Genomic DNA, 14,362 nt, shown 5'->3' on the forward strand with positions numbered 1-14,362 from the left:
GCCGCCGGCGTGACCAAGGCCTGGACGCGCGCGCTCGAGCTGACCCACCGGCTCACGGCCGACGCCGGGCGCCCGCTGGCGGCCGTGCTGGACGATCTGGCTGGGCGCCATGGCGACGCGCCCGCCCTGCTGTCGGCCGACTGCGCCTACAGCTTCGCCGACCTGGCGGCGCGGACGCGGCGCTACACCCGCTGGGCGCGGGTGCAGGGGTATGGCGCAGGCGACGTGGTGGCGCTGCTGGCGCCCAACCACCCGGATTATTTCGCCGCCTGGGTGGGGATCAGCCGCACTGGCGCCACCGTCGCCCTGCTGAACACCAACCTGGAGGATCGCGCGCTCGCCCACTGCCTGCATGTCGCCGACGCGCGGGCGCTGCTCGTCGCGCCCTCCCTGCAGGACGCCTACGCCAGCGCGGCGGCGCACCTGGAACGGGCGCCGGGGCTCTGGCCGCTACACGCGGGCGGCCTGGACCTCACCGCCTATGCAGACGGCCCGCTCTCGCCCGAGGAGGCGACCGGCGCCGCGCTTGCGGACCGGGCGCTGCTGATCTTCACCTCCGGCACTACGGGCCTGCCCAAGGCCGCCAATGTGAGCCACGCCCGGGTGCTGACCTGGTGCGGCTGGTTCGCCGGCATGATGGACGCCGCGCCGGACGACCGGCTCTACAACTGTCTGCCGATGTACCACAGCGTCGGCGGCGTGGTGGCGGTGGGGGGCGTGCTGCTGCAGGGCGGATCGGTCTTCGTGCGCGAGCGCTTCTCGGCGCGGGCGTTCTGGGACGAGGTGGTCGCCTACGACTGCACCCTGTTCCAGTACATCGGCGAGCTGTGCCGCTTCCTGCTGAACAGCGCGCCGCATCCGCTGGAGCGCGCCCACGCCTTGCGGCTGGCCTGCGGCAATGGCCTGCGCGAGGAGGTCTGGACCGCCTTCCAGGCGCGCTTCTCCGTCCCCCGGGTGCTGGAGTTCTACGCCGCGACCGAGGGCAGCTTCTCGCTCTACAACGTGGAGGGCAGGCCGGGGGCGATCGGGCGCGTGCCGCCCTTCCTCGCCCACCGCTTCCCCGCCGCCATCGTCCGCTATGATCCCGAGACCGGCGCGCCGGTGCGGGATGAAGACGGCCACTGCGTCCGCTGCGCGCCAAACGAACCTGGCGAGGCCATCGGCCGGATCGCCACCGCGGAGCAGGGCGGCGCGAACCGCTTCGAGGGCTACACCAGCGGTGCGGAGAGCGATCGCAAGGTGTTGCGCGACGTGTTCGCCCCCGGCGACGCCTGGTTCCGCACCGGCGACCTGATGCGCCGGGATGCCGCCGGCTTCTTCTACTTCGTCGACCGCGTGGGCGACACCTTCCGCTGGAAGGGCGAGAATGTCTCCACCGCGGAGGTCGCCGACGTGCTCGCCGCCTGCCCCGGCGTGACGGCCGCGGCGGTCTATGGCGTGGAGCTGCCGGGCTGCGACGGCCGCGCGGGCATGGCGGCGTTGACCACCGGGGGGGGGGTCGACCTGGCCGAGCTGGCCCGCCGGATCGCCGCCGGCCTGCCGTCCTACGCCCGCCCGGTGCTGCTGCGCCTGTGCGACGACCTGGCGGCCACCGAGACCTTCAAGCTGAAGAAGGCAGCGATGGCTGAGGAGGGGTTCGATCCGGGACGGGTGGGCGATCCGCTGTTCCGGCTGGAGGACGGCGTCTACGTCCCACTGGATTTGGCTGCCCATGCCGGGCTCGTGAATGGGACGCTGCGGGTCTGAACCGGGTCGGCGAACGTGCTGCGTGCTTCGAGACGCGAGCGAGCTCGCTCCTCAACATGACGAGGGTTGTGCAAGGCCGACATCCTTCGTCATCCTGAGGAGCCCTCCAAGAGGGCGTCTCGAAGGACGCAGGCCCTTCGCCTTCAAGCCGCGCGGAACCGCCCCCTAAGCGCCAGCTCGTCCAGGGCGGCGGTCTCCAGCTTGGCAACTTTGCGCGTGGCCGTGAGGCGCGCGGTCTCCGCCAGCATCTCGTATTTCTTCTGCTCCTCGAACGCGCGGGAGAGGGCGTCGCGGGCGCCGGCCTCCTCCATGGCGCAGACCTTCAGGTCGGCGTCGGCCTTGGCGCGGCGTGCTTTCAGGCCTTCACGGAAGCCGACCAGATACCAGCCGGCGGAGGCGTCCAGGGTGGCGCGGGCGGTTTCCTCACGGCCTTCCATGGCCAGGCTCTCCAGCACCAGCTCGACGGCGACCCGGCGGTCGGCGATCTCGCGCAGGCGCTTCTGCAGCTGTTCGACCTCGAGGTCGGCCAGCTTGATCAGCGAGGCCATCCAGTTGCTCATGCGCGTCGTTCACTCATTGCAGCAGGCCCAGCATGGGCGCGGTGGCCAGGATGTCGGCGAGCGCCCCGAAGGCCTCGTCCAGGGTGCTGGCCTCGTCCTTGTCCTGGGACAGGAAAGCCTCCAGCGCCGGGTTCAGCTTGATCGCCCGATCGATGGTGGGGTCGGAGCCCGCGCGGTAGGCGCCGATGCGGATCAGCTCCTCCATGTTGGCGTAGGCCGACAGGACTTCGCGCGCCTGGCGGACGATCGCCCGTTCCGGCGTCGTCTGGCAGCCCGGCATGGTGCGGCTGATCGACTTCAGCACGTTGACGGCGGGGAAGCGGCCGCGCTCCGCGATCGCCCGCTCCATGACGATGTGGCCGTCCAGTATGCCTCGGACCGCGTCGGCGATCGGCTCGTTATGGTCGTCGCCGTCCACCAGCACGGTGAAGATGCCGGTGATGGGTCCGGCCGTCGTGCCGTCGGGGCGGATCGGGCCGGGGCCGGCGCGCTCCAGGAGCTTGGGAAGTTCGGTGAAGACGGTGGGCGTGTAGCCCTTGGTGGTGGGGGGCTCGCTGGCGGCCAGGCCGATCTCGCGCTGGGCCATGGCGAAGCGGGTGACGCTGTCCATCATGCACAGGACCTCAAGGTCCTGGTCGCGCAGGAACTCGGCGATGGCCAGAGTCAGGTAGGCGGCCTGGCGGCGCTTCAGGGCCGGCTCGTCTGAGGTGGCGACCACCACGATGGCGCGCTGCAGGCCCGCTTCGCCGAGCGTCTCCTCGATGAACTCCCGCACCTCGCGGCCCCGCTCGCCGATCAGGCCGACCACGACAGCGTCGCAGGTGGCCTCCCGCGCCAGCATGGACAGCAGCACCGACTTGCCGACGCCGGAGCCCGCGAACACGCCGAGCCTCTGGCCCCGGCAGCAGGTGGTGAACACGTCCATGGCCCGCACGCCCAAGTCCAGCCGCGCGCCGACCCGGCCGCGGGCGTGGGCGGCGGGGGGCGCGGCGCGGAGCGGGTAGGGGACAGGGCCCTGGGGCAGCGGCCCTTTGCCGTCGATGGGCGCGCCGAAAGCGTCGATGATGCGGCCGCGCCAGGCGAGGGTGGGGCGAACCGCGTCGCCCTCGGGGCGGATGCGGATCTCGGCGCCGGGCGCCACGCCCTCCACCGCGCCGAAGGGCATGAGCAGGGCGCGGGTGTCGCGGAAGCCGACGACCTCGGCGGGCAGCCACTCGTTGCGTGGGCGTTCTATGTCGGCGCGGGCGCCGATGGGCAGGCGGGTCAGGCCGCCGCGCGCCTCGATCAGCAGGCCGTTCACCGCGGCGACGCGACCGGAGACGGTCAGCGGGTCGATCCGCTCCACCGCGGCGATCAGGTTGCGCAAAGCTAGGGACCTCGTCGGCCACGCGGGGGACTGGAGCCACCCTCGCTCGGTAGCCCTAACCAGGCGTGAACGGCCTGCCCGTCAGGCGGCCTTCGGCGGTCGCATGACGGCGACAGCCACCAGCACCGCGGCGGTGATCGCGGCGATGATCAGGAAGGCCGGCGAGAAGCCGCCCGTATCGTCCTTCAGCATCCCGGCCATCAGCGGTCCGGCCGAGGCCAGCGTCGAGATCAGGCAGGTGGTGGAGAACAGCTCCAGGTTCCGCTCGCGCCCATAATAGTTCAGCAGCAGCACGGTGGCGGCCAGGTAGTTCAGGCCATAGCCCGCACCCACAGCCACGGCGTAGACGCCGATAGACGCCGCACCCCGCGCACTGGCCAGCACCAGCAGCCCCGTCACAAGCAGGCCGAGCGCCAGTATCACCAGCCGGCGGGGATCGACCCGCTCGCCGAGCCACCCACCTGCGGCGCGCGCGCCGACGCTGACGCCGGCCTGCAGGCTGAGCGCTGCGCCCGCGGCGGCGGCCGTGACGCCCCGCCCGGTCAGGTGGGCGACCGAGACGCTGTTCACCGTCACCTCGCACAGCAGATTGGCGGTGTAGGCGGCGGTGATCACCCAGAAGGGCCAGGAGCGCAGGGCCTGCCTCACCGTCCAGGCGCGCCGGGTGCGATAGATCGGCGGCCGCGGCGCGCCCGTGGCCTCCACCGCCGAAGGCTCGGTCTGGGGCGGCGAGGCGTCGTGGACCACCAAGGCTGCAACGGCGCCCAGTGCTAGGCTGGCGACCGCCAGCAGCGTCCAATACCCGCGCCAGCCTCCCCGCGACCCCTTGGCCAGCAGGTAGAGCCAAGGCCCCGCCACGCCGCCGAGGCCGGCGAGAGTAAAGTAGGTCCCGAGCGCCGCGGAGACATGCCGGAACGAGCGCGCGATGACGTAGGCCCCCGGGATGATGGTGGCGAGGGCGAAGCCCAGGCCTTCCAGCGCCGCACCGAGGTAGTAGAGGCCGATGTCGTGCGCTGTGGCGAGGCAGGCGAAGCCTGCGGCCAGCGCCGCGCCCCCGAGCAGGAGAGTGGCGCGGACGCCGAGCGTGCGGATCACCAGGGCGGGCGCATAGCTCGCCAGGCCGCAGGTGATCGCCAGGATCGAGAAGCCCATCCCCGCCTGGGTCCAGCTCCAGCCCAGCGCCGTCACCATGGCCGGCAGCACCACGCCGAGCGAGCTGAACGTGCCCGCGATGGCGAGGAAGAACAGGGCGCTGAGAACGGCCAGGGTGGCCAGGGCGCGAGGTGGGGGGACGCTGGCCTGCGTGGAGAGGCTCATCCTGCGGCTATGGGCGAGATGGGGCGCGGCCGCAATGATCGGCGCGGCGGGGAGCGTGTTCCGGGCCTCCTGCCTCTCGCCCACGGGGGATCGGGTGGATTGTGGCCGCTGAGGGCATGGGGGCGCTTGCAACCGTCGTAATGGCGAGCCTGCCCGCGACGCAGCCCGCAGGAGGTCGTCGACATCCCGAAGCTGAAATGTGCTCCCAGCCGAGCGGGCCTTGTAAGCCCCGCCCCTGCGGCGTAGGTCCACGGCCTTTCCGGACGCGGGTCGTAGACGAAGTAGGAGAACGCGGTGGGTTATCGCGTCGCGATCGTGGGCGCCACGGGCAATGTGGGCCGTGAGATGCTGGTCATCCTGGACGAGCTGAAGTTCCCCGTGGACAAGCTCCACGCCCTGGCCTCGCGCAAGTCCAAGGGCCTTGACATCGAGTTCGGCGACCACGTGGTCAAGTGCGAGGACATCGAGGATTTCGACTTCTCCACCGTCGACCTGGTGCTGATGTCGGCGGGGGGGACCGTGTCCAAGGCCTGGTCGGAGAAGATCGGCCGGGCGGGCGCGGTGGTGATCGACAACTCCTCGGCGTGGCGCATGGACCCCGACGTGCCGCTGATCGTGCCGGAGGTGAACCCCGACGCGATTATGGGCTTCGCCAAGAAGAACATCATCGCCAATCCCAACTGCTCCACCGCCCAGCTGGTGGTGGCGCTGAAGCCGCTGCACGACGCCGCCAAGATCAAGCGGGTGGTGGTCTCCACCTATCAGTCGGTGTCGGGCGCCGGGAAGGCCGCGATGGACGAGCTCTGGACCCAGACCAAGAACGTCTTCGTGCTTGGCCCCACCGACCCGAAGACGTTCACCAAGCAGATCGCCTTCAACGTCATCCCCCACATCGACGACTTCATGGAGGACGGCTACACCAAGGAAGAGTGGAAGATGACGGCCGAGGTGAAGAAAATCCTCGACCCGAAGATCAGGCTCACCGCCACCTGCGTGCGCGTGCCGGTCTTCGTCGGCCACTCCGAATCGGTGAACGTGGAGTTCGAGCGCGAGCTGGACGAGGACGAGGCGCGCGACATCCTGCGCGAGAGCCCGGGCGTGGTGGTGGTCGATAAGCGCGAGGACGGCGGCTACATCACCCCCAAGGAGAGCCAGGGCGAGTTCGCCGTCTATGTCAGCCGCATCCGCACCGATCCGACGGTGGAGAACGGGCTGGCCTTCTGGTGCGTGTCCGACAACCTGCGCAAGGGCGCGGCGCTGAACGCGGTGCAGATCGCCCAGCTCCTCGACCAGCGCGGCCTGCTGGTGAGGGAGGACGCATGAGCACGGCCTATGACTTCGCGCCCCGGGCAGCCGATGGGACGTCCGCGCCGTTGGACGCCTATTGCGGCAAGGTGCTGCTGATCGTCAACGTGGCCAGCAAGTGCGGCTTCACCCCGCAGTACACCGGGCTGGAGGCGCTGCAGCGCAAGTACGCCGGGCGGGGTCTGGAGGTGCTGGGCTTCCCCTGCAACCAGTTCGGGGCCCAGGAGCCCGGCGACGCCGCCGAGATCGCCAGCTTCTGCTCCCTGACCTACGAGGTCAGCTTTCCCGTGCTCGCCAAGATAGAGGTGAACGGCGAGAAGGCCGATCCCCTCTACGCCTTCCTCAAGTCCGAGAAGCCTGGCCTGCTCGGCACCGAGGCCATCAAGTGGAACTTCACCAAGTTCCTGGTCGGCCGAGACGGCCAGGTGGCGGGCCGCTACGCCCCGACGGTAAAGCCGGAGGCGCTGGAAAGCGAGATCGAGCGGCTACTGGAGGGATGACCCTGAGTGCTCTGGCCGGGTCGCCGGATCGCTTGGGTCTTTGATCCTGCGGTCTGGCCGGAGGGCTTGTATCGTAGAGGGCGCTGTCTTGCGCCAGGTATGTCCCACGCCTAGGTTCGGCTACGATACGCTGACCTTTCGCCGCGTCTCCTCTCCTCCGCCGCCGAGCGCCCCATGTCCCGTCCTGATCTTCCGTCGCCGCTCGCCCGGGCGCTTGACGCGCGCGGCTATGCGGAACTGACGCCCGTGCAGCTGGCGGTGATCGAGCCCCAGGCGGCGGGGCTCGACCTGCTGGTCTCCGCGCGCACGGGCTCGGGCAAGACGGTGGCCTACGGGCTGGCGCTGGCGGGCGACCTGCTCGGCGCTGGCGAGCGGCTGAAGCCGGCCGGCGCGCCGCAGGTGCTGGTGATCGCACCGACACGCGAGCTGGCCCAGCAGGTGCAGCGCGAGCTGGAGTGGCTTTATGCGGAAGCGGGCGCGCGGGTGGTGGCCTGCGTCGGCGGCATGGACCCGCGGCGCGAGCAGAGGGCCCTGGCCGCAGGCTGCCACATCGTGGTGGGCACGCCCGGGCGGCTGCGCGACCACCTGGAGCGCGGTCAGTTGCGCACCGAGGCGCTGGCGGCGGTGGTGCTGGATGAGGCCGACGAGATGCTCGACCTCGGCTTCCGCGAGGAGCTGGAAGCGATCCTGGACTCGAGCCCGGCGGAACGGCGGACCCTGCTGTTCTCCGCCACCCTGCCCAAGCCCATCGTGGCCCTGGCCCGGCGCTACCAGAAGCCGTCCGCCCTGCGCATCACCGCCAGCGCGGGCGAGACGGCGCACGCCGATATCGATTACCGAGCCATCGCCGTGGCGCCCAGCGATGTCGAGCATGCGGTGGTGAACCTGCTGCGCTATTACGAGGCCGGCGCGGCGCTGGTCTTCTGCACCACGCGCGAGGCGGTGCGGCGGCTGCACGCCAACTTGGTGGAGCGCGGCTTCTCGGTCGTGGCGCTGTCGGGCGAGCTGACCCAGGCCGAGCGCACCCATGCGCTGCAGGCGCTCCGTGACCGCCGCGCCAGCGTGTGCGTGGCCACCGACGTGGCGGCGCGCGGCATCGACATCCCGGACCTGGACCTGGTCATCCATGCGGAACTGCCCAATGATGCGGAGACCCTGCAGCACCGCTCTGGCCGCACGGGGCGGGCGGGTCGCAAGGGCGTGTCCATCCTGCTCACGCCCCACCCCCGCCGTCGACGGCTGGAGGCGCTGCTGCGGCTTGCCCACATCCAGGCGAGCTGGGCGCCGCCCCCGACCGCGGACGAGGTGCGCGAGCGGGACCAGGCGCGTCTGGTGGACCAGCTCCGCCCCTCCGGCGAAGCGTCGGAGGACGACGTCGCAGTGGCGCGCGCCCTGCTGGCCGAGTCCGAGCCTGAGCAGGTGGTGGCCGCCCTGGTGCGCGCGCGCCGGGCCGGCCTGCCGGCGCCGGAGGACTTGGTGGACGCCACGCCAGAGCCGGTCGCCCGGCCGGCGCCTGCGGCGCGCACGGGCTTCGAGGGCTCGGCCTGGTTCCGCATCGACATCGGGCGCAGCAAGAATGCGGAGGCGCGCTGGCTGCTGCCGCTGATCTGCCGCCGGGGCCGCGTCACCAAGTCCGACATCGGCGCGATCCGGGTGTTCGACCGGGAGACACGCTTCGAGATCGCCGCCAGCGCTGCGGCCCGCTTCGCCGCCGCGGTCCAGGAGGGGGCGGACGACGTGCGCATCGTCCCCCTGGACGAGCCCGACCTGGCCCCCGCCCGCGACCGGAAGCGGCCGCCCAAGCGCGCCGACACCGCGGGCGCTCAAGCCGCGCCGAGGCCCGCCTCCCGCCCGCAGAGCTCGCGGAAGCAGCTCGGCAAGTTCAAGGGCGCGCCGCGCAAATAGCTCGTCCGGCGCATGGGGCTCTATGGGCGCGGCTGGAGCCTGATCTGGAACAGCTTGGGCCAGTTCTTGCCGGTGACGAACAGCCGGTCCTGGGCGGCGTCATAGGCGATGCCGTTCAGCACGTCGGTGCGGCCCGGCGTGACGTCGGCCTGGGGAAGCAGGCCGGCCAGGTCTATCCAGCCGACCACGTGACCCGTGGCGGGGTCGATGCAGGCGATCAGGCTGGTCTGCCAGATGTCGGCATAGATCTCGCCCTTGACCCACTCAAGTTCGTTGAGGTTCTGGACCGGGCGACCGTCGTCGGTGACGTGGATGCGGCGCTCCTCGCGCATCGTGACCGGATCGAGCACCCGAAGGTCGGGCGTGCCGTCACTCATGTAGATGTGGTGGGCGTCCTTGGTCAGCGCCCAGCCCTCGCCGGGATAGGGGAACTTCGCCGTCGCGCTCAGCGTGCGCGCGTCGTAGACGTAGCCGAAATGCTCCTGCCAGGTGAGCTGATAGAGCCGTCCGCCCCAGCGCACGATCCCCTCGCCGAAGTCGGCCGCCGGGAGGTCGTGCTGCTGCAGCACCTCGCCCGTGTCCAGCCGCTCCCTGCGCACGAAGGAGTGGCCGGGAAGGCCGGTCGACTCCCACAGCACCCCGTCCTCGTAGAAAAGCCCCTCGGTGAAGGCGTTTACGTCGTGGGGGAAGGTGCGCACCACCTGGTAGGTGTAGACGGGCGTTGCGGCGCAGGCGGCCAGCGGGGCTGCGGCGATCAGCAACGAAGCCAGCAGAGTTTTGAAGCCCACGACGATCCTCGGCCTCGCATATCCTCCCCTGCGAAGCGGGGGAGGGGGACCACGCGGCACGCGTGGTGGAGGGGGCTGCTCGGGCTCTGCGGCTTGCGCCCCGCCCTACCAGCCCCCTCCGTCACGGCGCGTTCGCGCCGCGCCACCTCCCCCGCTCCGCGGGGAGGATGAACAGATCAGCAACTATAATACATGTCGAACTCCACCGGGTGGGGGTGGAGCTGCAGGCGCCTGACCTCCTCCATCTTCAGCTCGATGTAGGCGTCGATGAAGTCGTCGTCCATCACGCCGCCCTTCTTGAGGAAGGCCCGGTCGCGGTCGAGGTTCTCCAGGGCCTCGCGGAGCGAGCCGCAGACCTCGGGCACGTTCTTCTGTTCGGCCGGGGGCAGGTCGTACAGGTTCTTGTCCATCGGGCCGCCCGGATCGATCTTGTTCTCGATCCCGTCCAGGCCCGCCATCAGCAGGGCCACAAAGGTCAGGTAGGGGTTGCCCATGGGATCGGGGAAGCGGACCTCGATGCGCTTGCCCTTGGGGCTCGACACCCAGGGGATGCGTATCGAGGCGGAGCGGTTGCGGGCGGAATAGGCCAGCTTCACTGGAGCCTCATAGCCCGGCACCAGCCGCTTGTAGCTGTTGGTCGTGGAGTTGGCGAAAGCGTTGATGGCCTTGGCGTGCTTGATGATGCCGCCGATGTAGAACAGGCAGGTCTCCGACAGGCCGGCGTACTTGTCGCCGGCGAACAGCGGCTTGCCATCCTTCCAGATCGACTGGTGGCAGTGCATGCCCGAGCCGTTGTCGCCGAAATAGGGCTTGGCCATGAAGGTCGCGGTCTTGCCGTAGGCCGAGGCCACGTTGTGGATCACGTACTTATAGAGCTGCGTCCGGTCGGCCATGGTCAGGAGGTCGCTGAACTTCAGCCCCAGCTCGTGCTGGGCGGGCGCCACCTCGTGGTGGTGCTTCTCGGGGTCAAGGCCCAGCTCGCCCATCACGCTCAGCATCTCGCCGCGGAGGTCCTGGGCGCTGTCCGTGGGATTGACGGGGAAGTAGCCGCCCTTGGGGCCGGGCCGGTGGCCCATGTTGCCCTCTTCGTAGACCTTGCCGGTGTTGGCCGGAAGCTCCACGGAGTCGAAGCTGTAGCCGGTGTTGTTGTAGCTGGTGGTCCACTTCACGTCGTCGAAGATGAAGAACTCGGCCTCGGGTCCGAAATAGACCTGGTCGCCCACACCGGCCGACTGGACGTAGGTCAGCGCCTTCTTGGCGATGGAGCGCGGGTCGCGGTTGTAGGGCTCGCCGGTGTCAGGGGTCACCACGTCGCAGAACAGGAACAGCGTGGTCTGCTGGTAGAAGGGGTCGATGTAGGCGGTCTTCAGGTCCGGCCGCAGCAGCATGTCGCTATCGTTGATCGCCTTCCATCCGGCGATGGAGGAGCCGTCGAACATGGTGCCTTCGGTCAGGAAGTCGTCGTCCACGAGGTCCAGGTCGAAGGTGACGTGCTGCAGCCGCCCACGGATGTCGGTGAAGCGGACGTCGACGTACTTGACTTCCTTTTCCTTGATCAGGGCGTGGACTTCTTCGGGCGTCATGAAAGGCTCCGGGGAGGGTGACTGCGCGTGTGGATGAGCGGACGGCGCGCTGCTGAGGTTTCGTGTGGCGAGACCGGCTAGTCGTGCATCGCCTCGCCGTGGAGCGCAAGGTCGAGCCCCATGACTTCCTGCTCTTCGGTGACGCGGAGGCCGGTGGTGAACTTGCAGACCATCAGGATCAGGAAGGTGACGACGCCAGACCAGACGATGGTGCCGACGCAACCCTCGAACTGGGTGAGAACGGAATGCACCTTGCCGGCCGGGTTGATGGCCGCATCGGCGAACACGCCGGTGAGCAGGGCGCCGATGAAGCCGCCCACCCCGTGCACGCCGAAAGCGTCCAGGCTGTCGTCATACTTGAAGGCGTTCTTCAGCCACACCGCTGAGGCGTAGCAGCCCGCCCCTGCGATCAGGCCGATCCACAGGGCGCCGGTGGGATTGACGAAGCCTGAGGCCGGGGTGACGGCCACCAAGCCCGCTACCGCGCCGGAGGCCATGCCGAGCAGGGTCGGCGTCTTGCGATGCCACCACTCCACCGCCATCCAAGACAGGGCGGCTGCGGCCGTGGCGATCTGGGTGTTGGCCATGGCCGCGCCGGCCAGGGCGTTGGCGCCGACCGCCGAGCCGGCGTTGAAGCCGAACCAGCCGACCCAGAGCAGGCTCGCCCCGATCATGGTGTAGACGAGGTTGTTGGGCGCCATGTTGTCGTGGCCCAGGCCCTTGCGCGGGCCGAGCACCAGCGCACACACAAGGCCGGCCACGCCGGCGTTGATGTGCACCACGGTGCCGCCGGCGAAGTCGAGCACGCCCAGGCCGCCCAGGAACCCTCCGCCCCAAACCCAATGGGCGATGGGCGCATAGACGAAGATCGACCACAGCATGGTGAACAGCAGCAGGGCGGAGAACTTGAACCGCTCCGCGAAGGCGCCGCAGACCAGGGCCGGCGTGATGATGGCGAAGGTCATCTGGTACATCATGTAGACGTACTCAGGGATGGTCAGCGTCGCGCCGGCGATCTGGTACGGCTTGTCCATGGATACGGACTTCAGCATGAAGTTGGCCGTCCCGCCCCAGAACCTGTTGGCGCTCGGGCTCGGATTGGCGCCGAAGGCGATGGAGTAGGTGCAGACGAACCAGGTCAGGGTCACCACCGCAGTGATGGCGAACGACTGGGCGACGGTGGCGATCACGTTCTTCTTGCGCACCATGCCGCCGTAGAACAGCGCCAGGCCCGGGATGGTCATCATCAGCACCAGGGCGGCGGAGGTGAGCATCCAGGCGGTGTCGCCGGTGTCGATCTTGAACGGCGCGGCGGAAGCCGCCGGCGCTGTCGTACCGGTCGCGGGCGCCGCGGCCGGCGAGGCGGCGGGTCCGGTCGCATTCAGGGCGGGGGTGGCCGTCGCCGTGCTAGCGGGTGGCGCCGCGCCACCCGGCGCGGTCTGGGCACGAAGTGGGTGCGCCGTCGGCAGGACCGCGAGCCCTGCGGCCAGGGCGAGGCTCGCGAGCCCGCGCGAGCGCGGACGTGCGGAGGCGAAGCTGAGCGGGAAGGGGATCATGTCGCTTGTCTCCCGCCGATCAAAGCGCGGCCCCGCCGGTCTCGCCCGTGCGGATGCGCACGGCCTTCTCCACGTCCAGCACGAAGACCTTGCCGTCTCCGATCTTGCCGGTGTGGGCGGCGGCGCGGATGATCTCGACGGCGCGCTCCACCAGATCGTCGGCCACGACGACTTCGACCTTCACCTTCGGCAGGAAGTTGATGGCGTATTCCGCGCCGCGGTAGATCTCGGTCTGACCCTTCTGACGTCCATAGCCCTTCACCTCGGTGATGGTCAGCCCGTCGACGCCGGCGGCGGTCAGGCTTTCACGCACATCGTCGACCTTGAACGGCTTGATGACCGCCATGATGAGCTTCACGGTACATGATCCCCTTGCGCGACAGCCCTTCCAGGCGTGGCGCACCTGCGCGTTTGAGGACAGCCAGGTCCGGCCGGTCCAGCCTGACGGTGTCAGGTGAGCCCGCACCCCGCGGATTTCTGGCGAGATTGCATCGTGCAGGTGCTATGACAGCTCGTCGGCTTACATTTTGGGCATCTGCCGTACTCATCAACGATTGCGCAGGACGTAGGCATACCGCCTCTGCCGACAGACGCTCAATCCTATGGCAAGGATCGCTTTCATGCCGCCAACTCGAACAGTCCTACAGGATGCGAGCGAACGCGATGCTCTAAATGCCGCGGCGTTCGACGCCGCCCCCTGGCCATCGCTCGTGTTCTCCCCGGACGCCAAGGTGCTGGTCGCCAACGAGGCGGCGGAGATGCTGTTCGGGCAGGCGCTGGCCGGCCTGTCGCGCCGGCCGCTGCTCTCCATGCTGAGTCCTGAAAGCGAGCTCGCCACGCTCTTCGCCCAGGCGTGGCGGGAAGGCGGCGTGGCTCGGCGCTCGGCGGTGGAGGTCGCCATCCTGGGCGCCCCGAGCTTCGAAGCGGAGATCGCCTTCGCCGCCCTGCCGGGTGGCCGGATGCTGGGGACCTTCTACGTGGAGAGCCAGGGTTCGCGACTTGAGCGCGCCAGCGAGGCGCTGCGCTCGGTCGCCGGCATGGGACGCACCCTGGCCCACGAGATCAAGAACCCGCTGGCCGGCATCCGAGGCGCCGCCCAGCTGCTGAAGCTGGGCGCCAGTCCCGCCGACACCCCGCTCGCGCAGGTGATCGTCGACGAGGTGGATCGCATCCGCCGCCTCGTGGATCAGGTCGAGGCTTTCTCCGACGAGCGGGTGACCGCCAAGCGCGCGGTGAACATCCACCGCGTGCTGGACCGGGTTCGCACCCTGGTGGCCAGCGCCTTGGGGGGCGAGGTTCAGTTCGCCGACGCCTACGATCCTTCCTTGCCGATGGCGCTCGGCGACGAGGACCAGCTGGTCCAGATCTTCCTGAACGTGGTGAAGAATGCAGCCGAAGCGGCGCTGGAGCGGGGCGACGGCCGCGGAGAGGTGACCATCGCCACCGGCTATCGTCCGGGTGCGCGCGTGCAGGCGGGGCGTCAGGGTTGGCGAAACGCACCGCTGGAAGTGCGGGTCTTGGACAATGGCCCAGGTGTCCCCGCCGACCTTCGGCACCGCCTGTTCGACGCCTTCGTCACCACCAAGGACCGCGGCATGGGGCTCGGCCTGACCCTGGTCGCCAAGCTGGTCGACTCCCACGGCGGCCTCATCGAGCTCGAGTCCGAGCCCGGCCGCACCGTCTTCCACATCCTGTTGCCGATCGCGCCCGACGCGATGTCCTACCCGGAGTCCTGA

The 14,362-nt window shown here is 69.7% G+C and carries 12 protein-coding genes; 5 read left to right on the top strand and 7 right to left on the bottom strand.

What is annotated here, in order from left to right; translation table 11 throughout:
• On the top strand, window positions 1-1,746 hold a 1,746-nt coding region (locus HUV06_RS02395), incomplete at its 5' end, for a long-chain-acyl-CoA synthetase (RefSeq protein WP_217433598.1).
• A 143-nt stretch (window positions 1,747-1,889) separates the two neighbouring features.
• Here HUV06_RS02395 and HUV06_RS02400 read toward each other — a convergent pair.
• From HUV06_RS02400 to HUV06_RS02410, 3 genes are all read right to left on the bottom strand, one after another.
• Window positions 1,890-2,306 carry a flagellar export protein FliJ gene (locus HUV06_RS02400; protein ID WP_174299675.1) on the bottom strand — a complete coding sequence of 139 codons (417 nt, stop codon included), beginning with the start codon at window positions 2,304-2,306 and terminating at the stop codon, window positions 1,890-1,892.
• 13 nt (window positions 2,307-2,319) lie between these two features.
• Window positions 2,320-3,672, bottom strand: coding sequence for a flagellar protein export ATPase FliI (gene fliI / locus HUV06_RS02405; protein ID WP_174299676.1), 1,353 nt, complete (start codon window positions 3,670-3,672; stop codon window positions 2,320-2,322).
• 81 nt (window positions 3,673-3,753) lie between these two features.
• Complete coding sequence (locus HUV06_RS02410; protein ID WP_174299703.1) at window positions 3,754-4,989, bottom strand: CynX/NimT family MFS transporter; 1,236 nt, start codon at window positions 4,987-4,989, stop codon at window positions 3,754-3,756.
• 294 nt (window positions 4,990-5,283) lie between these two features.
• Here HUV06_RS02410 and HUV06_RS02415 point away from each other — a divergent pair, with 294 nt between their 5' ends.
• The 3 genes from HUV06_RS02415 to HUV06_RS02425 all read left to right on the top strand — a co-directional run bounded on the left by HUV06_RS02415 (window position 5,284) and on the right by HUV06_RS02425 (window position 8,699).
• On the top strand, window positions 5,284-6,312 hold the full coding sequence (locus HUV06_RS02415) for an aspartate-semialdehyde dehydrogenase (RefSeq protein WP_174299677.1): 1,029 nt from the start codon (window positions 5,284-5,286) through the stop codon (window positions 6,310-6,312).
• Window positions 6,309-6,794 (top strand): glutathione peroxidase, encoded by a 486-nt coding sequence (locus HUV06_RS02420; protein WP_174299678.1) that lies wholly within the window; start codon window positions 6,309-6,311, stop codon window positions 6,792-6,794. Before HUV06_RS02415 ends, HUV06_RS02420 begins: the two co-directional genes overlap by 4 nt.
• Window positions 6,795-6,968: 174 nt before the next feature.
• Entirely contained in the window at window positions 6,969-8,699 is a 1,731-nt protein-coding gene (locus HUV06_RS02425; protein WP_174299679.1) for a DEAD/DEAH box helicase, read from the top strand.
• A gap of 20 nt (window positions 8,700-8,719) precedes the next feature.
• Here HUV06_RS02425 and HUV06_RS02430 read toward each other — a convergent pair whose 3' ends face one another.
• The 4 genes from HUV06_RS02430 to HUV06_RS02445 form a co-directional block, all read right to left on the bottom strand.
• A complete protein-coding gene (locus tag HUV06_RS02430) occupies window positions 8,720-9,487 on the bottom strand; it encodes a glutaminyl-peptide cyclotransferase (RefSeq protein WP_254600839.1) in 768 nt (255 codons plus the stop codon).
• Between the two features lie 176 nt (window positions 9,488-9,663).
• Window positions 9,664-11,070 (bottom strand): type I glutamate--ammonia ligase, encoded by a 1,407-nt coding sequence (gene glnA / locus HUV06_RS02435; RefSeq protein WP_174299680.1) that lies wholly within the window; start codon window positions 11,068-11,070, stop codon window positions 9,664-9,666.
• Between the two features lie 77 nt (window positions 11,071-11,147).
• Complete coding sequence (locus HUV06_RS02440; RefSeq protein WP_174299681.1) at window positions 11,148-12,626, bottom strand: ammonium transporter; 1,479 nt, start codon at window positions 12,624-12,626, stop codon at window positions 11,148-11,150.
• 19 nt (window positions 12,627-12,645) lie between these two features.
• Window positions 12,646-12,984 (bottom strand): P-II family nitrogen regulator, encoded by a 339-nt coding sequence (locus HUV06_RS02445; RefSeq protein ID WP_174299682.1) that lies wholly within the window; start codon window positions 12,982-12,984, stop codon window positions 12,646-12,648.
• Between the two features lie 262 nt (window positions 12,985-13,246).
• Here HUV06_RS02445 and HUV06_RS02450 point away from each other — a divergent pair, with 262 nt between their 5' ends.
• Window positions 13,247-14,362: a nitrogen regulation protein NR(II) gene (locus HUV06_RS02450; RefSeq protein ID WP_174299683.1), complete on the top strand. Its 1,116-nt coding sequence runs from the start codon at window positions 13,247-13,249 to the stop codon at window positions 14,360-14,362.

Origin of the sequence: Caulobacter sp. S45, assembly GCF_903642205.1 — a bacterium.
Taxonomy (GTDB): domain Bacteria; phylum Pseudomonadota; class Alphaproteobacteria; order Caulobacterales; family Caulobacteraceae; genus CAHJWH01.

Excerpts from the sequence above, each read along its gene's own strand:
- HUV06_RS02450 (WP_174299683.1), top strand. The coding sequence starts at position 13,247 with ATGCCGCCAACTCGAACAGTCCTACAGGATGCGAGCGAACGCGATGCT.
- HUV06_RS02400 (WP_174299675.1), bottom strand. The coding sequence starts at position 2,306 with ATGAGCAACTGGATGGCCTCGCTGATCAAGCTGGCCGACCTCGAGGTC.
- glnA (WP_174299680.1), bottom strand. The coding sequence starts at position 11,070 with ATGACGCCCGAAGAAGTCCACGCCCTGATCAAGGAAAAGGAAGTCAAG.
- HUV06_RS02410 (WP_174299703.1), bottom strand. The coding sequence starts at position 4,989 with ATGAGCCTCTCCACGCAGGCCAGCGTCCCCCCACCTCGCGCCCTGGCC.
- HUV06_RS02425 (WP_174299679.1), top strand. The coding sequence starts at position 6,969 with ATGTCCCGTCCTGATCTTCCGTCGCCGCTCGCCCGGGCGCTTGACGCG.
- HUV06_RS02420 (WP_174299678.1), top strand. The coding sequence starts at position 6,309 with ATGAGCACGGCCTATGACTTCGCGCCCCGGGCAGCCGATGGGACGTCC.
- HUV06_RS02440 (WP_174299681.1), bottom strand. The coding sequence starts at position 12,626 with ATGATCCCCTTCCCGCTCAGCTTCGCCTCCGCACGTCCGCGCTCGCGC.